This is a genomic window from Lysinibacillus sp. Ag94 (genome assembly GCF_023242215.1).
GTDB lineage: Bacteria > Bacillota > Bacilli > Bacillales_A > Planococcaceae > Lysinibacillus.
Genome location: NZ_CP096780.1, coordinates 3,755,115 through 3,776,785 on the forward strand (window position 1 = coordinate 3,755,115; position 21,671 = coordinate 3,776,785).

The 21,671-nt window shown below is 36.2% G+C and carries 22 protein-coding genes and 1 pseudogene; 15 read left to right on the forward strand and 8 right to left on the reverse strand.

Annotated features, from left to right (window positions below):
- Window positions 1-138 precede the first annotated feature (138 nt).
- Window positions 139-1,683 (reverse strand): L-glutamate gamma-semialdehyde dehydrogenase, encoded by a 1,545-nt coding sequence (gene pruA, locus MY533_RS17590; RefSeq protein ID WP_248716971.1) that lies wholly within the window; start codon window positions 1,681-1,683, stop codon window positions 139-141.
- A gap of 145 nt (window positions 1,684-1,828) precedes the next feature.
- Between pruA and MY533_RS17595 the strand changes: the two genes are divergently transcribed.
- On the forward strand, window positions 1,829-3,136 hold the full coding sequence (locus MY533_RS17595) for an AAA-type ATPase lid domain-containing protein (RefSeq protein ID WP_248716972.1): 1,308 nt from the start codon (window positions 1,829-1,831) through the stop codon (window positions 3,134-3,136).
- Window positions 3,137-3,403: 267 nt separating this feature from the next.
- On the opposite strand, the gene yugI is transcribed toward MY533_RS17595, so the two are convergent.
- From yugI to MY533_RS17610, 3 genes are all read right to left on the reverse strand, one after another.
- On the reverse strand, window positions 3,404-3,781 hold the full coding sequence (gene yugI / locus MY533_RS17600) for a S1 domain-containing post-transcriptional regulator GSP13 (protein ID WP_248716973.1): 378 nt from the start codon (window positions 3,779-3,781) through the stop codon (window positions 3,404-3,406).
- Window positions 3,782-3,869: 88 nt separating this feature from the next.
- Window positions 3,870-5,513 (reverse strand): hypothetical protein, encoded by a 1,644-nt coding sequence (locus MY533_RS17605; RefSeq protein WP_248716974.1) that lies wholly within the window; start codon window positions 5,511-5,513, stop codon window positions 3,870-3,872.
- Complete coding sequence (locus MY533_RS17610; protein WP_248716975.1) at window positions 5,506-6,054, reverse strand: RNA polymerase sigma factor; 549 nt, start codon at window positions 6,052-6,054, stop codon at window positions 5,506-5,508. Before MY533_RS17610 ends, MY533_RS17605 begins: the two co-directional genes overlap by 8 nt.
- Window positions 6,055-6,344: 290 nt before the next feature.
- Here MY533_RS17610 and MY533_RS17615 point away from each other — a divergent pair.
- Window positions 6,345-6,464, forward strand: a pseudogene (locus tag MY533_RS17615) (hypothetical protein); the annotation flags it as partial.
- 403 nt (window positions 6,465-6,867) lie between these two features.
- Here MY533_RS17615 and MY533_RS17620 read toward each other — a convergent pair.
- The gene (locus MY533_RS17620) at window positions 6,868-7,128 is read right to left on the reverse strand and encodes a DUF1871 family protein (RefSeq protein WP_248716976.1); all 261 of its coding nucleotides are present in this window, start codon (window positions 7,126-7,128) and stop codon (window positions 6,868-6,870) included.
- 72 nt (window positions 7,129-7,200) lie between these two features.
- On the opposite strand from MY533_RS17620, the gene MY533_RS17625 reads away from it, so the two are divergent.
- Window positions 7,201-8,373, forward strand: a complete 1,173-nt coding sequence (locus tag MY533_RS17625; protein WP_248716977.1) for a MalY/PatB family protein — start codon at window positions 7,201-7,203, stop codon at window positions 8,371-8,373.
- 214 nt (window positions 8,374-8,587) lie between these two features.
- On the opposite strand, the gene MY533_RS17630 is transcribed toward MY533_RS17625, so the two are convergent.
- A complete protein-coding gene (locus MY533_RS17630) occupies window positions 8,588-8,800 on the reverse strand; it encodes a hypothetical protein (protein WP_053484185.1) in 213 nt (70 codons plus the stop codon).
- 22 nt (window positions 8,801-8,822) lie between these two features.
- A complete protein-coding gene (locus MY533_RS17635; protein ID WP_132361702.1) occupies window positions 8,823-9,410 on the reverse strand; it encodes a peptidylprolyl isomerase in 588 nt (195 codons plus the stop codon).
- Between the two features lie 415 nt (window positions 9,411-9,825).
- On the opposite strand from MY533_RS17635, the gene MY533_RS17640 reads away from it, so the two are divergent.
- The 5 genes from MY533_RS17640 to MY533_RS17660 all read left to right on the forward strand — a co-directional run bounded on the left by MY533_RS17640 (window position 9,826) and on the right by MY533_RS17660 (window position 14,993).
- Window positions 9,826-10,230, forward strand: coding sequence for a hypothetical protein (locus MY533_RS17640; protein ID WP_248716978.1), 405 nt, complete (start codon window positions 9,826-9,828; stop codon window positions 10,228-10,230).
- Between the two features lie 35 nt (window positions 10,231-10,265).
- A complete protein-coding gene (locus MY533_RS17645; RefSeq protein ID WP_248716979.1) occupies window positions 10,266-10,532 on the forward strand; it encodes a hypothetical protein in 267 nt (88 codons plus the stop codon).
- Window positions 10,533-10,865: 333 nt separating this feature from the next.
- On the forward strand, window positions 10,866-12,716 hold the full coding sequence (locus MY533_RS17650; protein WP_248716980.1) for a transglycosylase domain-containing protein: 1,851 nt from the start codon (window positions 10,866-10,868) through the stop codon (window positions 12,714-12,716).
- A 511-nt stretch (window positions 12,717-13,227) separates the two neighbouring features.
- The gene (locus MY533_RS17655; protein ID WP_248716981.1) at window positions 13,228-14,016 is read left to right on the forward strand and encodes a hypothetical protein; all 789 of its coding nucleotides are present in this window, start codon (window positions 13,228-13,230) and stop codon (window positions 14,014-14,016) included.
- A gap of 503 nt (window positions 14,017-14,519) precedes the next feature.
- The gene (locus MY533_RS17660) at window positions 14,520-14,993 is read left to right on the forward strand and encodes a hypothetical protein (protein WP_132361706.1); all 474 of its coding nucleotides are present in this window, start codon (window positions 14,520-14,522) and stop codon (window positions 14,991-14,993) included.
- Window positions 14,994-15,176: 183 nt separating this feature from the next.
- Here the strand turns inward: MY533_RS17660 and MY533_RS17665 are convergent, their stop codons facing one another.
- Window positions 15,177-15,740 carry a DUF5366 family protein gene (locus tag MY533_RS17665; protein ID WP_142510531.1) on the reverse strand — a complete coding sequence of 188 codons (564 nt, stop codon included), beginning with the start codon at window positions 15,738-15,740 and terminating at the stop codon, window positions 15,177-15,179.
- Window positions 15,741-15,895: 155 nt separating this feature from the next.
- Here MY533_RS17665 and MY533_RS17670 point away from each other — a divergent pair, with 155 nt between their 5' ends.
- From MY533_RS17670 to mnhG, 7 genes are read left to right on the forward strand one after another with little or no spacing between them, the layout of a single operon-like run.
- Window positions 15,896-18,310, forward strand: a complete 2,415-nt coding sequence (locus MY533_RS17670; RefSeq protein ID WP_305883959.1) for a Na+/H+ antiporter subunit A — start codon at window positions 15,896-15,898, stop codon at window positions 18,308-18,310.
- Window positions 18,297-18,719, forward strand: coding sequence for a Na(+)/H(+) antiporter subunit B (locus tag MY533_RS17675; protein WP_049669152.1), 423 nt, complete (start codon window positions 18,297-18,299; stop codon window positions 18,717-18,719). Before MY533_RS17670 ends, MY533_RS17675 begins: the two co-directional genes overlap by 14 nt.
- Window positions 18,719-19,060 carry a Na(+)/H(+) antiporter subunit C gene (locus MY533_RS17680; protein ID WP_049669151.1) on the forward strand — a complete coding sequence of 114 codons (342 nt, stop codon included), beginning with the start codon at window positions 18,719-18,721 and terminating at the stop codon, window positions 19,058-19,060. The genes MY533_RS17675 and MY533_RS17680 overlap by 1 nt, the downstream gene beginning before the upstream one ends.
- Window positions 19,053-20,540 (forward strand): Na+/H+ antiporter subunit D, encoded by a 1,488-nt coding sequence (locus MY533_RS17685; protein WP_305883960.1) that lies wholly within the window; start codon window positions 19,053-19,055, stop codon window positions 20,538-20,540. The genes MY533_RS17680 and MY533_RS17685 overlap by 8 nt, the downstream gene beginning before the upstream one ends.
- 4 nt (window positions 20,541-20,544) lie before the next feature.
- A complete protein-coding gene (locus MY533_RS17690; RefSeq protein WP_132361710.1) occupies window positions 20,545-21,024 on the forward strand; it encodes a Na+/H+ antiporter subunit E in 480 nt (159 codons plus the stop codon).
- Window positions 21,021-21,302, forward strand: coding sequence for a Na(+)/H(+) antiporter subunit F1 (locus MY533_RS17695; protein ID WP_132361711.1), 282 nt, complete (start codon window positions 21,021-21,023; stop codon window positions 21,300-21,302). The genes MY533_RS17690 and MY533_RS17695 overlap by 4 nt, the downstream gene beginning before the upstream one ends.
- Window positions 21,286-21,654 (forward strand): monovalent cation/H(+) antiporter subunit G, encoded by a 369-nt coding sequence (gene mnhG / locus MY533_RS17700; RefSeq protein ID WP_132361712.1) that lies wholly within the window; start codon window positions 21,286-21,288, stop codon window positions 21,652-21,654. The genes MY533_RS17695 and mnhG overlap by 17 nt, the downstream gene beginning before the upstream one ends.
- Window positions 21,655-21,671: the final 17 nt, after the last annotated feature.

Sequence of the window (21,671 nt, forward strand, 5' to 3'; positions counted from 1 at the left end):
CTAGGTAAGCCGCCTCGACATTAGCGCCTGCGGTTCTTGCCGGACTCACTTTACCAGGAGGAGTCTCGCAGATTCTCTTAAAATTTATGCCCCACATAATTGCGTTCGGAGGCAACTTCTTCAGTCAGCCGAAAGAAGTTATAGCATTTCAGAAGTTGTTTTTGCTTGCATGTGAAGTTGTAGATAGTCAGGGCCACCTGCTTTTGAGTCAGTACCGGACATATTGAAGCCGCCGAATGGTTGGTAACCAACGATTGCACCAGTACAGCCACGGTTGAAGTATAAGTTACCTACATGGAAATCTTCACGTGCTTTTTCTAAGTTCATACGATTATTTGTAATAACCGCACCAGTTAAGCCATATTCAGTATCATTTGCAATATCAATTGCTTGATCGAAATCTCTAGCTTTTGTAATAGCTACAACTGGTCCAAAGATTTCTTCTTTCATAATTCGTGCAGAAGGATCTACGTCTGCAAATACTGTTGGTTGAATGAAGTAACCAACTGAATCATCAGCTGTACCACCTGCAACTAAACGACCTTCTCCTTTACCAATTTCAATGTACTCTGTCACTTTATTGAATGCTGCTTGGTCAATAACCGTTGCCATGAAGTTGTTGAAGTCTGATGGGTCACCTAATGTTAACGCGTTTGTTAATTCCACTACACGGTCAACAACTTGGTCATAAACATCTTCAACGATAACAGCACGAGAACATGCTGAACATTTTTGACCTGAGAAGCCAAATGCTGATTTTACGATAGATTGTGCTGCAAGCTCTAGATCCGCTTCTTTATCAACAACGATTGTATCTTTACCGCCCATTTCAGCGATAACACGTTTAATCCAAATTTGACCGTCATTTAATACAGACGCACGTTGATTAATGCGTAAGCCTACATCACGAGATCCTGTAAAGCTAATGAAGCGTGTTTTTGGATGATCAACTAAGTAGTCACCTACTTCTGCACCAGAACCTGGTACAAAGTTCACAGCACCAGCTGGAAGACCTGCTTGCTCTAACACTTCGATAAATTTATAAGCAACTACAGGTGTTGTTGAAGCCGGTTTTAATAATACAGTGTTACCTGTTACTAAAGCTGCCGCCGTTGTCCCCGCCATAATTGCGAATGGGAAGTTCCATGGTGAAATAACAATACCAATACCTAATGGAATATAGTCATAACGGTTGTATTCCCCTGGACGACTTTCTACAGGTTGGCCTTCTTTAATACGGAGCATTTGACGACCATAGTATTCTAAGAAGTCAATTGCTTCTGCAGTATCTGCATCAGCCTCAGCCCATGGTTTACCTGCTTCTTTTGTTAAAAGTGCTGAAAATTCATGTTTACGACGACGAATAATTGCAGCTGCTTTGAATAATACGTCTGCACGAATAGCCGGATCTACTTTTTTCCAAGTTTTGAAAGTTTCATCTGCTGCTTGCATTGCTTTTTCAGCGAGTTCTTTGTTTGCTTTTGATACGCGACCAATTACTTCTGTTTTCTTTGCTGGATTATATGAAACGATTTTATCTTCTGTCGTAATACGTTCTCCACCGATAATTAGTGGATAGTCATGACCTAAATAACTCTCTACTTTATTTAATGCTTCTAAATATGCGTTGTAATTTGCCTCTTGAGTAAAATCTGTGAATGGTTCGTGTTTGTATGAAATCATACTTTATCCTCCCTCGTGAGATGTGTTTTAAGTGCGCAAAAAACATTGACGCAAAATATCTTTGCGTTTAGAATATTCTTACACTTATTATAATGCAAAATTTTGTTGCATATTTCAAGTAAAAAATTTTTGAGGTGCACATTTTATGAAAAATTCTGAACCCCTACTTCCTTTTTATAAGTTTATTGCAACAAATGTTTCAGTTGGTATTCATGCTGTAGACCTTTCTGGCAAAACAATTATTTATAATACAAAAATGAAAGAAATTGAAGGTTTCCATTTTGATGAATTAGCAGATCGTTCTGTTATTGAAATGTTTTCCTTCCGTCAGCATGAAAGTACTTTAATGCGTGTATTACAAACAGGTAAAAAGGAAATTAATGTAAAACAAACTTATTGGAATAAAAATGGTCATGAAATTACAACCATTAATGATACTTTTCCACTTTATGTTGAAAATAAACTAATTGGAGCAATTGAATTTGCTCGTGACATTACATCACTCGAAAAGCTAGTTTATCAGCCTCTTCGCCGATATGATGAACCTTTAACATTCGATATGATTACAGCAGTATCCGAATCGATGCGACAAATTATCGCAAACGCAAAAAAAGCAGCAGCTGTGAAGTTACCGGTCTTATTAATTGGAGAATCGGGTACAGGAAAGGATTTAGTCGCAGAGGGGATTCACCATGCAGCATCGCCTGACCCTGAAGCATTTGTAACATTAGTAAGTCGTCGCTCTGTTCCATCTGTTTTAGATAAATTGCAGGAGCTCTTACAAGATGACAAGGCATATACTTTTTTCTTCGAACGCATTGACTTTTTAAGTTTAGACATTCAAGAGAAACTGTTAGAGGTATTACAATCACTCCCACAGTCTAAATACATGCTAATCGGAAGTGTCGGAAGCGACCCTATTACATTGATTGAGGAGAAAAAACTTTCTAAATCTCTGTATTATTTCTTTGCTACAATGGCGATTACCATCCCAAATCTAACAGATCGAAAAGAAGATATTCTTCCATTCGTAGATGATTACTTTAACCGCCATCGGGAACGCTTTGCTTCAAATGTCCGGGATCTAGCACCTGATGTCCAGGATTTATTTTTGCAATATGATTGGCCAGGAAATTTAAAGGAACTTGAGCTATTACTAGATGAAATTGTGTCGTTTATGACCACTGAATCAACAGTTACCTCAGATTTATTACCAATGCATTTCCGTTTCAAAGTACAACAGCAGGACACAACTAATCACGAGCCGGAATTCTTTATGTTCCAACAACAGAATGATGTTATGCCACTCGATGCTTATTTGCGTGAAGCTGAATCATATTATGTGCAAAACGTCTTAAATTTATATGAAGGCAACATTACAAAGGCTGCTAGTGCACTTGGCATGAGTCGTCAAAACCTACAATATCGAATTCGAAAAATAAAAAATCAATAGTTATATTTGAATACAAAAAAACGAGGATACCTTCATATTTGAAAGCATCCTCGTTTTTTATCTCGCACAATACCAAGCAGCAATTATTTGTCTGTATCGAAAGCGTCAAATGCAAGCATAACTGCCAGTAAATGCGCGATTGGTGAAGACTATAATCAGTGGGGGATAAAGCCCCCCCACTAAATCAACTATGCCTCGGCATAATTGGGGTCGGAAGCTTTAACCTCTTTCAGCGGATAGTTTGCTGAAAGAAGTTAAAGTTTCACTTTATTGACCTGACTGTTCGATCCAGTCCTGTAATTTATCTTTTAGGGAATTAAAACCATTCGCATCCGATTCATCTACACGGTCCTGCAATGATTTACGTGGTAGTACATCTTTTTTACGCAATGTAGTTGGGCGCTCCTGCAAAGCACGGATCGATAAACTAATTTTTTCGGCATCTTCATCGATTTCAAGTATCTTTACTTCAACCTCTTGCCCAACTGACAAAAATTCACTAACGTCCTTTACAAAGCCGTACGTAATTTCGGAAATATGTACAAGGCCTTGTGTATCTTCATCAAGCGCAACAAATGCACCATACGGCTGTATACCTGTAACTTTACCGGTCAACACGTCCCCTAATTCATATTTTTGTCCCATAACCTTTGCCCACTTTCTTTTTGTTTGCTACGTATATATCACCACAAATTATAACATAGGTATATTAGTGGGGCAAAAATTCATACCATCAATCCGTGATTCCTGTTATGCGATAATTACCTTCTTTGTTTATCGATAATTTAATAAGAAATTGTCTACCATACTTATCCTGATACTCTTCAGAAACACGAACAGCAACCGTTGGATAGATACCATCATATTCACCTAATTGGCTAAAGATATTTAAACTCTTAACATTATCTAACAAACTTTTATTAATGTTCGTTCCTGGCATTAATATAGCTTTTTGTAAAGATTCGTCTCCAATAGTTATTGCATATAAATAAAGGGAAACCATATTTAATGGGCGTAATTGATCGATAAATGTTTCAGCATCGCTTTTTTTATATTGCTCATATATACTCTTTATTTGTGATTCATCAATACTTACAATCGTAAAATCACTATCATTAATATATCCTGCTGTTTCTTCTCGAGTTTGCAATATGATTGTCCAAATATCATAAGTTGATAACTGAGTTAAAGTATTTGAGCGATTGTTCTGTTGTAGTTCATGCAAAATTGTTGAAGCAGTTTTCTTCATTACTTCCCCGTATGTTCCATTCGCTACTTTTTGCAAGAAATCCATATAATCTTCACGAGGTTCCCCATCTTTTGTAAGAGCAGGATAGCTTGCAGTTCCTTTCAACAACACTAACCATGTATTTTCAAAACTTTGTCTTAAAACCTTGTAACTAGGTGAACCTGCGTTTACATCTGCTAGTAATGTACGCTCCATTAATTTTAAAGATTTAGCGGTTTCTTCTCGTGTATACGTTAAATCATCTGCCAATAAAAACTGTCCCTTTTCTAAATACTCAAAGTAACCAAAAATATCAGGATGCAATTTATTGATATTGGGTGGCGAAAATTCACCGTAAATCGGTGTGGCTTTAAAATAAAACGTCCCTTCTTCATTTTCTTTCAATTCCATGAATTGATTATTTGCGGCCTTAATAATTGCCCGTAAATCTGACGGATATTTATTGGTATCTTTCGACTTCTTTAGAAGAGGTTCATATGGTTCAAGAAGATCGTTGTAAAAATTTTCTAATTCCAATACAGTATCTTCATATAAGCGATATACCTCAAAAGATTCATCGAACGTTAAATTAGATTCATCAATCGTTTCCAAGGCTCTTCTTGGTGTTATTAATTTATTAAGTATAATTTCCTCATTTATTTTTAAAAACTGTACATCCTCTTCTTGTTCATGAGAATTTCTCCTTGTATAGAAGTCTAGCACGTAGTCAGCTTCTTTAATAAATTCAAATGCATTCAATTCATCAATAGTAACTTTTAACTCTCTTCTTATTTGTTCTTTTTTACTATTGTATTTTTTAGTTATCTTTTCAACCCATTCTTTAATTCCAACTTCCTTTTTTTCTTCCTGAGAAATATCCTTTTTACTATTTACAAGTTCTGGTTTGTTAATCATATAAGATGAAACGAGCATACTCACTAAAAGTACACTTGCCATGCTTGCTATCCAGACTGCTGGCTTTCGCCATCTTGAAGGGGGCTTTTGTGTTGTTACTGTTTCTAATGGTTGTTGTGATGCATTTTCTGCCTCGATTTGTGCGAACACGGCTTCTGGATCTAACTGTGGTTCCAAACGATTATAGGATTTTTTCAGAAGCTCCATTCGTTTTTCAAATTGTTTATCATCCATTTTCAGCACTCCCCTCCTCCATTAACACCGCTTTGAGTTTTTCCTTTGCACGCAATAGACGAACTTTGACAGTTGCTAACGAAATATTTAGTACTTCCGCTATCTCCTCATACTTAAATTCATGGAAGTAAAATAATATGAGCGGATAACGATATTTTTCATTTAGTTCTTTAATAGCATTATGTAATTGCCTATCCTCCTCAAAATTAAGGACATACTTTTCGGCTGAAGATGAGGGCGTTTGCCGCTGAGCACCTAGCCTCTCTTCCTTCGCCTGCTCTCGCTGTTCTTTGCGATAATAATCACGGGTTGCATTTAATGTAATTTTATAGAGCCATGTCGTAAAACGATCCTGTTTAAATTGATGTAAAAAACGATACAGCTTCACAAACACCTCCTGTGAAACATCCGCTAAATCATTACTATGTACGCCACATTGAAAAGCAAATTGTTCAACTGTACGTTGATGTATTCGGATTAGCTCTATATAGGCGTCTTTGTCTCCTCGCTGAGCCCGTTCTATTAATTCAGTTTCAGTCACGGTCATCCCCCCTTCACACATGTAACGAATCATTGCTCCTAATTGTTACATATTTTTACTTATTAATAAAAAATACAAAGATCTCGCTACATCAAAACGAAGCTACTAAGACCTCGAATTTCGTTACTAAAACTATATACTGAACCACTAAAACACCCCTGCTTTACAAACAAAATTAAGATAAGAATTTCTATGAATCATTTACCCATAATTTACTTTTTCAGGAGAATATTGCAGTAAGATAAAACTTTAATTTAAGGAGGGTTTAATTCCGTGTCTTCGATAGATCAATTTCATCTAAAATTAGGTTTATTTTAGCTGTCGCTGGGAGTTCTATAGGGGTTAGAGCTATGTGGAAGTTTCCTTATATGGCGGGTACTAACGGCGGAAGTGTTTTTTATTATGTATTCTATGTTCCTATCTGATGTGAAAATTTTGATCGATCTATTTTCGACTTTGTAGACTTTTTGATGAATAGTATTAGTATGCCAATTGGAGCCTTACTGATTTCATCTTTGCAAGCTAAAGCCTTCCTCTAGTCAATTTGGAATATTTTAATTCGGTCTCCAATAGGAATATTATTTTTTCCTCCAAAGGATCTTGCCTTTGTTTAAATAAAAGATCGTTAAAAAAACGAGGTTGTCTCTAAATTGAAAGAGACAACCTCGTTTTCTATAGAAAAGCAAAAGCATCATTGCGCACGATTCAGCTTTGTGCTAAGGCATGATGTTGGTCATTCAGTCGTGCCACAGGACGTGACGTTCTTAACTGAGTTCCTCTATTTCAGCGGATGTTTGAAAACCCTCTAAAAAGTTAAATAATGCATTTTGCTTCAAATTTTATCGCAATAAGCTTGTACGAAATGGCTACACAATCTTCAAATGGAATCCATTCTTCAAACGAATGCTCATATGTTTCTTGAATAACCTTTGCAAGAGTTGATGGATCATCAATACCTTGCAATGCTGCTACAACATCTACAGTTTCAGTATCATAATGATCTGGACCTAAGTGGAATGGATCCCACTCCTCTAGCAGACGTACGGCCGCTTGATTCATTTTTATATTTTCCAAAATACTCACCTATTATCCTTTTATCATACTCGTATGATACCATAGTAAATAAAAAAGAAAAGAGTGATTTACTTGTCTATTTTCGATCAAACTATTAAACGTCGTTGTACAAACTCTGTAAAATGGGACGCAATGGAAAATGTATATGGGCTACAAGATGCTTCAGATATACTACCGATGTGGGTAGCGGATATGGATTTTGCTGCTCCAGAAGCCGTATCAAAGGCGCTGCAAGAACATGCTGCAAAAACTGTTTTTGGCTATAGCTTTGTTAGCGATAAAGCAGTGCAAGCGATCGTAGACTGGCAGCATGCACATCATGATTGGCACATTGACAAAGAATCAATTGTTTTCTGTAACGGTGTTGTTGCTGCTTTAGCAGATAGTATCAAGGCACTAACAAATCCAGGAGATAAAGTTCTTATTTCCTCACCTGTTTATCCGCCATTTTATAATATCCCGAAAAGTAATGGTCGAGAGATCGTTAGTTGTCCTTTAGTTGAAGAAGATGGCACATTTGTCTATGACTTTGAAGCCTTTGAACAAGCACTTGCTCAAAATGTGAAAGCCTACATATTGTGTAATCCTCATAATCCTGGTGGCTATGTATGGGAGGAAGCTACATTAAAGGAAATCGTACGACTATGTGCAAAATATGATGTTGTTATTATTTCCGATGAAATTCATTCTGATTTAATGTTGGATGGCTCAAAACATACACCATTAGCAAAAATCGCTGGTGATGAAATGGATCGTATTATTACGTGTATGGCACCGACAAAAACATTCAATCTAGCTGGGATTCAAGTCGCTTATATGATTGTAACGGATAAGAAAAAACGTAAGCTACTAGAGGCAGTTCATATGGCTAGTGGGCAAGGCTCATTAAATACTTTTGCTTCTGTTGCACTTCAAACTGCTTATACAGAGGGTTCCCCATGGTTAAATGACATGCTTTCTTATATTTCAAATAATATGGACTATGTGATTGCTGAATTAGAACAATTACCTGGTATCCATATTAGAAAACCTCAGAGCACTTATTTACTTTGGATTGATTATCGAGAATTAGGACTTGATGAAAAAGAAATCATGAAACGATTGCTGGAAAATGGCAAGTTAGCATTAGAGCCTGGGACAAAATATGGCGAAGAGGGTAGAGGCTTCCTGCGTATGAACGTCGCTTGCTCATTTGACACAGTTAAAGACGGTGTTCAGCGCTTTAAGCAAGTACTTCAACAATAGAAAGTAAATAGTGAAGGATATCTCAAGTTTTTCTGAGATATCCTTTTTTGTTGAGAAAATATAGCTCATATGGAGAATGATACAAGAAAAATACCCCGCAATCCTTAAAGGCTGCGAGGCATCTGGTACAATCAATTATGATTCGACATAATTGCATCTGGAATCGGCCGGAAGTTTTAACTCCGTTGGGTATTTAGTCACCCGTTGAATGCAGTTAAATATTTTGCTGATTGTTTGTATTATTTTTCTCTGAAAGAATACGTGCTTCGATTTCCTTTGATTTCATTTCTTGTTTCTTAGAAATCTTACGGAAAACAGTAAAGACAACAATACATAAAATAAGCATGATCAAAAATTCAAAAGCTGCAGGAATATAGCCTGATTTATCTTCTGGGAAATATAAAAATTGATACATTAAATGTTTCATGTTTTACACGTCCTTACAATTATTATTCAAAAACTGTAATTGACTCGATTTTCACATCTTCTACTGGCTTATCACGGAAGTCTTTTTCTACATCTGCAATTTTGTCGACAATGTCCATTCCTTCAACAACATGACCAAATACAGTATGCTTATGGTCTAACCAAGGCGTACCGCCATTTTTAGCATATGCTTCAATAATTTCTTCTGGGAAGCCAGCACCTTGTAATTGACGAAGCATATCACTTGGAAGGTGCTTCATTTGTACGATAAAGAATTGTGAACCATTTGTGTTTGGACCCGCATTTGCCATCGAAAGGGCACCGCGAAGATTAAATACGTTTTCAGAGAACTCATCCTCGAAAGAGTTACCCCAAATTGACTCACCGCCCATACCTGTACCAGTTGGGTCACCACCTTGAATCATAAAGTCTTGGATTACACGGTGGAAAATGATGCCGTCATAGTATCCTGATTTTGCATGGCCTAAAAAGTTTTCAACAGTTTTTGGTGCATGCTCTGGGAATAATTTAATTTTGATGGCACCTAATGTTGTTTTCATTTCTACAAGTACTTCGCCTTCTAGTACTTCTGTTGTTAATTGTGGAAACATTGAAGTCTCTCCTTTAAATGTAAAATTTCAGTTTCATTGAAAATGATAGTACTATCATTTCTGACCTCATTTTAGTCTAACATACTTCTTAATGGTTTTCTTCACCAAAGTATTGACGATTTTTTGCACTTTTAATTTTTCAGCTTATCACCATCCGCAGTGTTGAATTCTCTTCCGACTGGGCTTCCGTTAAGCCGCTTGGCTATTAAGTGGTTTTTTTCGTAAAAGCGCACGATGGTGTTATTACAGTACTGTTTCTTCGGTTAAGAAATATTCTTTCATAATAACCCCCTTACTTTATTTTTTGATTGTTCATATATTACCTTGAATGACCATAAAATGGAAAATATCGGAATGAAGATGGAAAAGTGGAATAGGATTATATGAATAATAATAGACAAAATGGAGGGATTGAATGAAATTTATACAAAAAATAAGTGTAATTGGATTGTCGGTATGTATGTTGAGTATCGTTTTTTCATCTACCAGTATGGCAACAAAAATCGTTTCAGAAGAGCACCTAAATTCAGTAAATGAAAAAAATAAAAAAGAAGTTAATGATTACAAAAACGACTCCGCTAAAATATTAGCACAAGAAACAAAAACGGTAGTAATTGAAACAGTCAAAGAAGATAAATCATTATTAGAGCAAAAAACAAAAGAATTTGAAGAAAAAATGAAAATGGAACAAATAACCTTTATTGAAGAGGGCTTGAAAAAAGCAACAACGCTTCAAGATGTAGAAAAAGTAAAAAGTGAAGCAACCAACCTATTAACAAAAGAAAAAGAATTGTTTAAAGCGGAAAGTGAAAATATGTAAAAACAAAAATTGATACGGAAAAAGTGAATTTAGCGATGATTTCAAGTTCATATAAGACGGTTAAAGATGACTTTTTCACTTTTAATAAACACAAATTCTATTACTATGATGTCAATAAAAACGAATTTATTCCAAACAATAAAGTTAATAAAATAGAAGAAGTAAAAGAATTTGAAAAAAACCATATAGAAGATTCAAAAGTAAAAGATAATCCAATCAACACCTTAATCCTGTTCATTTTCCTTGCATTGTTATGTATTATTCCTCTTATGATAAGTAACAGTCAAAAAAACAGAGCGTAAGCTTTCTTGATGCTAGTAGCGTTCGTTTCTCTGCCTGTTCGCTCCTGGATCTCATCTATGACGCTAACTACACTCCAATCAACTTATTCACAGAAATACATTGTTATCGACATCCGCCTTCCAAAGAGCAAAAAAGGATTTATACTCAAAACTGTGTGTGAATCCTTTTACTTTATTATCATGTCTAGCCCCTTCACCAATCACTTAATTAGCTTTAATAAACGTCGTCTCCAACTTCATTATTATAAATACAAATAGGTCGTAACGCGTATTTGGAAACTATCCAAATTATGTTATTCTGTTGAATGACTCATATTTAGAGTGGAGGCACACATGAAAAAGGCTTTTGGTTTTTTTATCATTTTACTATCCTTACCTGTCCTTTGGTGGATTAGTACAAATATTAGGACAGAGATCAATGCAGCACAAGCGCATGAGGAGCAAATCGCCAGCGCTATTCATTTACCGGAAATACAGCCACAGCTTCCAGTAACACTTATTGATCGAAACGGCAAAACATTTAGCGAGGAATATGTCGAATGGCGGCAACCTCTAACATTACAGGAAATCCCAAAAATTGCCCAGGAAATTTTTATTGCAAGTGAGGATGCTCATTTTTATGAGCATATCGGCTTTGACCTTAGTGCTATCATCCGTGCAGTTGTTGCTAACTCAAGTACAAATTCAACTTCTCAAGGGGCTAGTACTATTACACAACAGCTCGTTCGAATGCGTTATTTATCTGACGAAAAAACATATGAACGAAAATTAACAGAGATTTTTTACTCTCATGAGCTTGAGAAAGAATTTGATAAAGACGAGATTTTAACGATGTATTTAAATGAAGCCTATTTCAGCAATCAAGTTTATGGAATCGGTGGAGCAGCTACATATTATTTTCAAAAACCACTCCAAGAATTATCTATAGCTGAAATTGCATTTATTGCTGCCATTCCGAATAACCCGTCGCTTTATAATCCTTTAAAAAACTTTGAAAAAACAAAAGCGAGGCAGGAGCGGTTATTAGATACACTCGCAGCGAGTGGAGCTATAACAAAAGAAGATGCCATTACATATAAAGCTGAAACTATCACATTAAATGTCAAGAATAAAGCGCAAAGCTCCCCTATGTACAGCACGTATGTCCTACAAGAGCTTAGATGGTTAGTTGCAGAAAAAGAAGGTTATTCAGATCGACTTGCAAATTCACAAAGCGAGGAAGAGAAGAAAAAAATCAAAGCGCAGCTAGACAATCGACTCAACGCATTATTCCAAAATGGATTAACGATTTATACCGCGCTTGATCCAGACAAACAAGCACATGATGAGGAAAAAATGACGGCGATTCTAGGCTCAGGTAAATTACAAGCAGCTGGAGCAGTTATTGATAATACATCCCGAGAAGTTGTTAGTCTTTATGCCGGGAAAAACTACGAAAAGTTTGGTTATCATCGGGCCTTTCAAGGTACACGTCAGCCAGGCTCTGCCTTTAAGCCATTAGCTGTATATGCGCCTTTCTTTGAAACGACAGCACATACACCTGATTCTATCGTCAGTGGTGGCAGTTATTGTGTCGGTTCATTTTGTCCACAAAACTACGGAGGCTTTAAATACGGTGATGTACCGATTCGAGTTGCATTTCGAAATAGCTACAATACATCGGCTCTCCGTCTCTTTAACACCGTCGGAATCGACACAGCCTTTAGTTACTTAGATCGCTTTCACTTCCGCTCTATCGTGGCAAAAGACCATACTTATGCTGCCTCTTTGGGAGGTTTAACGTATGGCGTTACAGCACTTGAACTAGCAGATGCTTATACAAGTTTTATAGACGGCTCATACGTACTTGCCCATAGCATTCGTAAAGTAACTGCATCTGATGGCACGGAGCTTTACAGCTGGGATTCAGCTCGCGATCAAATTTGGGCACCAAAAACAGTTAAGTATATGCGTTCAATGCTTGCAGATGTTGTTACCAAAGGTACCGCGCAAGGCGTTTATAGTAGAAGTAACTATGTCGGTGCCAAAACAGGAACAACTAACAACTATCGCGACTACTGGCTTGCCGGATTAAATGATGAGTACACTGCAGCAGTATGGCTTGGCTACGATAAGCCACAATCTATGGAGAGATTAGAAGCTTATAAGATTCATCACAAGCTATTTAATGTTTTACTGGAATAACCTAAAAGTTGATATGCATACGAACAATAGCAAAGCATCACCTTTATCCGAAATACCAAACCTTGCCATTGTAGATACGACGTAATATTTGTGCATGACAAATTGTATTCCCTGGCAAATTAGACATGATACTGAATAAGCACGAAATACATGTGGTTCTTCAACAGATGGAAAAGAAGCTTCGGAAAAATATGATAACAGCAATTATATTTTGTTAAACTTAAAGTGCAAAGCGAAAATTCCTCTCGTAATTTGTCTTGACAACAATTACGATGCTTGAGTTTTCGCTTTTTTCTATAGCAATGTAAAATTATTTAATTATTTAATTATTTAAAAAATCAACTATAAGTTATTGCAATCTCACAACAACTACAATATTAGTAAAATTTTGTTGAAATTTACATATTTTGGTGTTAAAGTGAATTTATCCGGATGAGTATTGGCTATAGCCAAAGATAAATGTAATAAAAAAAATGGACATTGATAAGTTAATGAAGGGTGGTATATAAGGTTGATGAAGAAAAAAACATTAATGACAATTTCTGCAGGTATTTTAACGACAAGTCTTTTAACAGGAGGAGCAGTAACTACTTTTGCAGCTAATCCTTCAGAAAGTTTAGAACAAGAAGAAAAAAACGAAGTAAAACCATTTTTTGAAGTTATGGATCAACAAGGTTATGAACTCGAAGAAAAAAGCTTAGAAAATTATATTCAACAATTAGCTAAGCATGAAGGTAAAACTTATGAAGAAGTGGCAACTGAAATTTTTGAAGAGACTAAAAAAATTCATGCAAAATATTCAGATAGACCAATATACAACAACTTATTGGAAAATTCAATTCCAGATACAAATAATGCAATCCCGCTAACAAATGTTACAAACACATATTCAGTTACACCATCAGCAACTGATCCATCTATACAAGCACTAGCAAATGTTGATTTTTTAATGAAAAAAACAGATGTTTTAGTTAAAAATTACGCAAGTGTAACATATGGAGTAGACACAGTAATTTATAATTCTGGTTCATTTAGAGAAGTTGTATCAGTAGATGCTGGAACTGCATTTGTTTTACCAAGCGGGTCAGGTACTCATACTTGGTTGAACGGCTATCAAACAGCCTCTAAGGCTAGTAGTACTACAGTTACATTTAGAGCTACTGGTAACTTAGAATATGCAGTTAGTAAAAGTATTAGCGCTGGTTTCTCTGCAGCCGGATTCAGTTTATCCTCTACAAGCGGCAATACCGTTACCTATAGAAAATTCCATCAGATCGCACATACATTTTCTCTATATTAATTGATTAGAAATAAATCGAAAAAAGGGTTAAATTCATTTAAATACAGTATCTTAGTCTACAATTTATTTTGTGGACTTAAGATACTGTTTTTTGAAGCCTCTTATTGTTAGGCTCCTTTGGTTAAGAATTAAGTAAAGAAAGAATAAATGAACAAAATTTTATCTACAAAAACTCCTAAGATATTGATGGATAAATACAATTTTACAGAAAATGATATATAACTATTCGTTATCTCTAAGCCAAAACATGACCCTATTGCGATTTGGCGAATTATATTAAGAACTTTCTACAAAAACCAGAGTCACTTTTCCAAATTTGCGTAGAAAGCCATTATTATACGGATGACCAATTTGGTTAAGGGACAGAATCTTTCCTTTTTCGACAATTTCAATTTTCAATATTACATCAATTTTTATTTAGAAAGCATTTATATATTTAACAAAACAGGATGAATTTATTTACAATTGAATTACATATCATCATAAAGAAGGGAGAATGTAGCATGAAAAAAAAGTTATTTTTGTTTTTATTATTGTTAGGACTTTTATTAGGGGGATGTATTAAAAAAGACGAAGAAGGCAAATTTGTTATTGATGAAGTCTCTACATCAGCTTTGGAGGACGGAAAAAATTACTATATTATAACAGCTATTAGATGGACTGGTAATGATAACGTGATCATCAACGATATTGACTTACTTCACGCTGAGTCTAACATTCAATATCAGTTTTATGCAGGTGAAAGTGGTAAAAAGCTAGGGGTATATAAACGAGACAAAGAAGATATCGGAGAATTAAAAGACATCAAAGATTGGACAATCGAAAAAGAAGGGGTCCTAATTATGTCATTCCAACTAGAAGATGTGAAAAAGAATCCTAAACGACAAATCAAAATTCTCTATACTGTCAATGATAAACAGCAAGAACAAATTATTGATTCAAGTACAATTCAAAATCTTTATACAACCGCAAAATAAATACTCTTAAGCACTTATGCACATTTGACAGACGCTGCAGATAATGCAAGGATGTAACGCTTTAGTCAACGCGGCACTATCCCTTGAGAATGCAACAAAAAGTTATGAAATTACTAATGACAAAAGGCAACAGGATACAATCCCCTGTTGCCTTTTATGAATGAAATAAACGATTTGGTGCATTTAGTGAGCAAACGGTAAACTTGCTAAAATACCATTATACAATTTTAAAACAACATAAACTAATAGCGATAATAGTATAGTCCACATAAAAAGTTCAAATACTAATAAGCCAATTGTTCCACCCATCGACATAAAATGACTCATTTTATAGATAAGATAAATAAAGTAGATAAAAACGGTTAAGACAAAAATACCTACTAAAACGTAAATAAATTGAATAGCAAAGGCTGAACAGATTGCACCAACTAATAAAATGATGTATCCACCTCGTGCTTGATTCACTGTCGTACCATCATGATCCTTTGAGAAAAATAACATTCCTAACTCATGAATCGTTTCCCCTACTAATTTTAATGCTGAAAATAGCATAAAAAAGATTACAGCAAAGACAATTAGCAAGAATACACGGAGCTCAAAATCGGATAAAAACTCACGCATGCCGGAATACACACCGATTGCATGAAAAACTTGCAACGATTCACTTACTGCATACATTCCAAATGTCAAACTAAACAATAAAATTGTAATTAATGGTAGATAACCATAAATATAAGGGTTCTTCATAAATAATTTTTTTCCTCTATTATTATTGATAACTTCCTATTTATAATATATCCAAAGTTCTTCCATTACCGCAAGCTAAATCATATGAGTGCATATGCAATCCTACAAAAAGTGCGATATAATTAACATACTTATCTGCATAAAGGAGGATTTTTTTGTTACAAGTACTTTATATTTTCATTCCAATGCTTGCTGCAATATTTGTGCCACTTTTATATAAAAGCATTAAAAATATTCACACAGGCTGGTTTGTTCTTGCAGTACCTGCTACACTCGCGATTATTTACGCGTCTTATATCGGAAAAGTAGCAGATGGTAAAGTATTTCTTGAAGAGCTTCCTTGGATTCCATCGCTTGATATTTCCGTCGTTTCTTATTTAGATGGACTTAGCTTGCTGTTCTCATTGCTGATTACTGGAATTGGCTCATTGGTCGTACTTTACTCTATTTTTTACTTAGACAAACATAAAGAAAAATTACATAATTTTTATGTTTACCTATTATTATTTATGACCGCAATGCTAGGAGTAGTACAGTCAGATCATTTAATTACACTGTACTTCTTTTGGGAACTAACATCTATTTCATCATTTTTACTGATCGGCTATTGGTATGCTCGTGATGCCTCTCGCTTTGGTGCACTTAAGTCAATGATGATTACAGTCGGTGGCGGCTTGATGATGTTAGGAGGATTCATCCTTCTTTATTTAATGGGCGGAACGTATTCAATCCGTGAACTTATTGTAATGGCACCTAGCTTAGTGCAGCATCCCTTGTTCACCTGGTCGCTCGTTTTAATACTGCTAGGAGCGTTTACAAAATCTGCCCAATTCCCATTCTACATTTGGTTACCAGATGCAATGGAAGCACCAACACCAGTAAGTGCATACCTCCACTCTGCAACAATGGTAAAGGCAGGTATTTATTTAGTTGCACGTTTCACACCAATTTTCGCTGTTTCTGAGCTTTGGGTATGGCTCGTAACAAGCGTAGGTATTTTAACGTTATTTTGGGGTTCATTCTTTGCTATAAAGCAAACAGATTTAAAAGGAATCCTTGCTTTCTCCACAGTGAGTCAGCTTGGACTTATCATGTCTTTGCTCGGCGCTAGTGCTTTAGCGTTTCATGGCAATGGAACTACAGATACTATTAAATTTGCTGCCTTTGCGGCAATCTTCCATCTTATCAACCATGCAACGTTTAAAGGAAGCCTATTCATGATTGCAGGCATTGTCGATCATGAAACAGGTACACGTGATATTCGGAAGCTCGGTGGATTAATGAGTATTATGCCGCTTAGCTTTACAGTAGCGGCTATCGGAAGCTTATCAATGGCTGGTCTACCGCCATTTAACGGCTTCTTAAGTAAGGAAATGTTTTTAACTGCTATGCTTGCGCTGCAAAATTTCGATTTTTTAGGCTTCGAAACATGGGGAGCACTCTTCCCGATTGTCGCTTGGATTGCTAGTATATTTACATTTGTCTATAGCTTCTATTTTGTTTTCAGAACATTTACTGGTACATATAAACCAGAAAAATTACCTCATAAACCACACGAGGCACCGATTGGTATGCTAATTTCACCGATGATTTTAGCAGCATTAGTCGTAACAATATTCTTTATTCCGAACTTAGTTGGTGATACCTTTGTAAAACCAGCCGTCCAAGCTATTCAGCCATTCTTATATGATTCACCAAAGGATATTGATATTCACGTGGCTGCTTGGCATGGTGAAATTACTCCCGAATTAGTCATGACATTTGGCATCGTAATTGTTGGGGTTCTATTGTTTGTAGCATTACCGAAATGGCAAGTTATTTACCAAAGATTCCCGAAATCTTTAACGTTAAATAATGCATACGACAAGATTATGCTCGGACTAGATGTTGGGTTAAATCGCGTATCACGTCTTTATATGACGGGCTCTATGCGTCACTACCTGCTGTATATGTTTAGTAGCATTGCGGCGATTGTAATCGGTTCTTTATTTGTGAAGAATGCCTTTACAGTCTCCTTCCAAGACACTGCACCTATTAGTCCTTACGAAATCATTTTAGTTGTGGTGTTAGTCATTGGAACAGCCATTACTATTTTGGCAAAATCACGTTTAACAGCCATTATAGGTCTTGGTGCTGTGGGCTACACAGTAGCATTATTCTTCGTTATTTTTAATGCTCCTGATTTAGCATTAACACAGCTTGTCATTGAAACAATTTCTGTTGCGCTATTTTTACTAGCGTTTTATCATCTGCCGAAGCTTGGAAAACGGGAAGAGCGCATGAGATTCCAATTAAATCGCGCGATTGTTTCCGTTGCTGTTGGTGTTATGGTTACGCTTGTAGCACTGTCTGCACATTCACAAAAATTGATTCCGACTATTTCGAAATATTATGAGGAAACCGTTTATTCAAAAGCAGGCGGTGGAAACATTGTCAATGTTATCTTAGTAGACTACCGTGGCTTTGATACATTATTTGAAATTACAGTACTAGCTATTGCTGGAATGGCCATTTTAGCAATGATAAAGCTACGCATGAATAGAAAGGAGAAAACACATGAAAACAAATGATGTCATTATACAATTTACAACAAAAATTGTATTCTTCATTATTTTCTTCTTCTCCATTCATATTTTTCTCGCTGGTCATTACACACCTGGAGGCGGCTTTGTTGGTGGACTTTTAACATCGAGTGCGATCGTACTCTTAGTCCTTGCCTTTGATTTAAATACGGTTCGTAAGGTTTTACCTATAAATTATACGTATTTAACTGCAATTGGCTTACTTCTAGCACTCGCAACAGCTGCTTTCCCAATGTTTGTAGGTAAACCGTTTTTTACACATTTCTTTGATTATTTCGATTTACCGCTTCTAGGCAAACAGTCATTACACACGGCTATGCTTTTTGATAGCGGTGTCTATTTGGTTGTTGTCGGCGTTACGATGACCATTATTCAAACGATTGGGGAGGATGAATAATGGAAATATTGATGGCGTTTGTCATAGGCTTTCTATTTATGGCAGCGATTTATTTAATCTTATCCAAAAGCTTATTGCGTATTATTATCGGGACAGGTCTTTTAAGTCATGGCGCTCATCTTCTCATTTTAACGATGGGCGGGCTAGGTGGAGAAGCACCACCTGTTTTAAAGGAAGGGGCAAAAACTTTTGCAGACCCATTACCACAAGCGCTTATTTTAACAGCGATTGTTATTAGTTTTGGGGTAACAGCTTTCTTCTTAGTACTCGCATATCGTTCTTATCAGGAGCTCGAGACAGATGATATAAGCTTAATGAGAGGAAGTGATGAGGATGAATAACTTCCTTCTACTGCCAATTATCATTCCATTTTTCTTCGGTATGATTTTAATATTCGGGCAAAAAAACTTAAAATATCAGCGTTCATTCGCATTACTTGGTATAGGTCTCGCACTTATATCAGCCATTTCACTGCTTATAAAAGTGAAAAATGATGGCATTCAAATGGTAACGTTCGGGAATTGGCCTGTGCCGTATGGCATTACGATGGTTTCTGATATGGTATCTGCATTGCTTGTCACTACAACGCTGCTGATCACCTTCTTTGTTGTTTGGTATGGCTTTGGGTCCATCACAAAGGAACGTGAACGCTTCTTCTATTATCCTGGCATTATGTTTATTTTAACTGGGGTTAACGGGGCATTTACGACAGGCGATATTTTTAACCTGTTCGTGTTCTTCGAGGTTTTGTTAATGGCCTCTTATTTGCTCATCGTTCTTGGGGGCGAAAAAGGACAGCTTAAAGGTTCCATTAAATATATTTTAATTAATGTTATTTCATCTGCTTTATTTGTTATTACAGTTGCCTTCCTTTACTCTGTAGTAGGCACATTAAACATGGCAGATATTGCGGTAAAAATTGCTGAAATTAATCAGCCAGGTATCGTTACGGTTATAGCTGTATTATTTTTAATGGTATTTGGGTTAAAAGCGGCTATTTTCCCGCTATACTTTTGGCTACCAACTTCTTATGCAGCAGCACCTATACCAGTGCTAACGCTATTTGGTGCACTACTAACAAAGGTGGGCATTTATGCGATTACTCGAACATATACATTGTTCTTTGTTCATGATTTATCGTATACACATGATTTACTGATGGCATTAGCAGTTGCAACCATTATTGCGGGCTGTATTGGTGCACTTGCCTACCATGATGTGAAGCTCATCATTATATATAATATTGTCATAGCTGTAGGTGTTATTTTATTTGGTGTTTCTCAAATGAATGAAATCTCCCTAAAAGGTGCAATGTTTTATTTAATCCATGACATGCTAATTAAAGCAGCGCTCTTTATGTTAATAGGGATCGTCATCTACATTACTGGCACATCTGATTTACGAAAAATGGGCGGTCTTATGAATAAATATCCTGCTCTTGGTTGGTGCTACTTAATTGCAGCATTTGGTTTAGCAGGGATCCCCCCTCTTAGTGGCTTTGTTGGAAAGCTGTTGATTGTACAGGGCGGATTTGAAGCAGGCAGTAAATGGAGTAGTATTTTTATTTTAGCTTCATCACTTCTCGTTTTATTATCGGTTATTCGTATTTTCCTTTATGCTTTCTGGGGTGAAGAAAAAGAAACAACGGGTACTGTCGATAAAAAAGTCTACTATACACTATTTGCGCCTACCGTTCTTTTAGTGCTCATTACTGTAGCGTATGGTGTAGGCTCTGAATGGATTACGCCATTTATGGACGATGCGGCAAAACTATTAAGTGATCCATCTATTTATATAGATGCTGTAATGAAGGAGGATTAGAGATATGGCATTTCAAATTATTTTAAATGTTGTACTTGCCTTCGTTTGGATGTTCCTTTCTTCTAATTACACAGCAACAGGCTTTATCATTGGGTTTATTCTCGGTATTATATTGCTCATTATTATGCGTAGATTTTTTACTACCCGTCTTTACGTCTACCGCATATGGGCAATCATTAAGTTGACATTACTCTTTTTAAAGGAGTTAGTGTTAGCGAATGTACAAGTTCTTCGAGTGGTATTAAAGCCTAAGTTGGATATGCAACCTGCGTTCTTTGCCTATCCAACTGTGTTAACACAAGAATGGGAAATTACATTATTATCGAGTCTCATTACATTAACACCTGGTACTGTAGTAGTGCACGTATCTGATGATGCAAAAACTTTGTATGTTCATGCGATTGACATGAGTGATGTCGATGAAGCAATTACAGCGATTCGAGATTCATTTGAAAAAGCGATTTTGGAGGTGAGTAAATCATGACAACATTTATTATTGCTTCGATTGTAGTGATTTGCTTATCAATGATTGCAGTCATTTATCGAATGGTTAAAGGTCCTTCTGCATCCGATCGTGTAGTAGCATTGGATTCATTAGGTGTATCAGTCATCTCGCTCATTGCACTGTTTTCAGTATTGGTTGAAACAAGCTTCTTCCTGGAAATTATATTACTGTTAGCGATCTTATCGTTTATCGGTACGGTTGCTTTCTCTAAATTCATAGAGAAAGGAGATATCATTAAACGTGACAATTCTCGCTAATAGTTTAGTTATCTTTTTCATTTCTGTAGGGGTGCTATTTATAGTCGTGACAGCCATAGGTCTTGTCCGTTTACCTGATTTGTACACACGTGCACACGCTGCTTCAAAAAGTGCAACGCTCGGTGTCATGTGCGTACTTATCGGCGTATTCTTTCACTTCTGGCTTATTGAAGATCACTTTAATCCACGCATTTTGCTTGGTATACTATTCCTGTTCATCACAGGTCCTGTTGGAGGGCATATTATGACTCGCTCCTCGTACATTGCTGGTGTAAAGCCTTGGAAAGGCACAATACACGACGAGCTGGGACCTGAAATTGATCGGATGAAAAAGGAACAAGGCATAAAATAACTTTTCCAAAAAAGTTG

Bases quoted from the DNA above. Each gene is read 5' to 3' on its own strand.
- pruA (WP_248716971.1), bottom strand. From the start codon at position 1,683: ATGATTTCATACAAACACGAACCATTCACAGATTTTACTCAAGAGGCA.
- MY533_RS17595 (WP_248716972.1), top strand. From the start codon at position 1,829: ATGAAAAATTCTGAACCCCTACTTCCTTTTTATAAGTTTATTGCAACA.
- yugI (WP_248716973.1), bottom strand. From the start codon at position 3,781: ATGGGACAAAAATATGAATTAGGGGACGTGTTGACCGGTAAAGTTACA.
- MY533_RS17605 (WP_248716974.1), bottom strand. From the start codon at position 5,513: ATGGATGATAAACAATTTGAAAAACGAATGGAGCTTCTGAAAAAATCC.
- MY533_RS17630 (WP_053484185.1), bottom strand. From the start codon at position 8,800: ATGAAACATTTAATGTATCAATTTTTATATTTCCCAGAAGATAAATCA.
- MY533_RS17635 (WP_132361702.1), bottom strand. From the start codon at position 9,410: ATGTTTCCACAATTAACAACAGAAGTACTAGAAGGCGAAGTACTTGTA.
- MY533_RS17640 (WP_248716978.1), top strand. From the start codon at position 9,826: ATGAAATTTATACAAAAAATAAGTGTAATTGGATTGTCGGTATGTATG.
- MY533_RS17645 (WP_248716979.1), top strand. From the start codon at position 10,266: ATGATTTCAAGTTCATATAAGACGGTTAAAGATGACTTTTTCACTTTT.
- MY533_RS17650 (WP_248716980.1), top strand. From the start codon at position 10,866: ATGAAAAAGGCTTTTGGTTTTTTTATCATTTTACTATCCTTACCTGTC.
- MY533_RS17660 (WP_132361706.1), top strand. From the start codon at position 14,520: ATGAAAAAAAAGTTATTTTTGTTTTTATTATTGTTAGGACTTTTATTA.
- MY533_RS17665 (WP_142510531.1), bottom strand. From the start codon at position 15,740: ATGAAGAACCCTTATATTTATGGTTATCTACCATTAATTACAATTTTA.
- MY533_RS17675 (WP_049669152.1), top strand. From the start codon at position 18,297: ATGAAAACAAATGATGTCATTATACAATTTACAACAAAAATTGTATTC.
- MY533_RS17680 (WP_049669151.1), top strand. From the start codon at position 18,719: ATGGAAATATTGATGGCGTTTGTCATAGGCTTTCTATTTATGGCAGCG.
- MY533_RS17685 (WP_305883960.1), top strand. From the start codon at position 19,053: ATGAATAACTTCCTTCTACTGCCAATTATCATTCCATTTTTCTTCGGT.
- MY533_RS17690 (WP_132361710.1), top strand. From the start codon at position 20,545: ATGGCATTTCAAATTATTTTAAATGTTGTACTTGCCTTCGTTTGGATG.
- MY533_RS17695 (WP_132361711.1), top strand. From the start codon at position 21,021: ATGACAACATTTATTATTGCTTCGATTGTAGTGATTTGCTTATCAATG.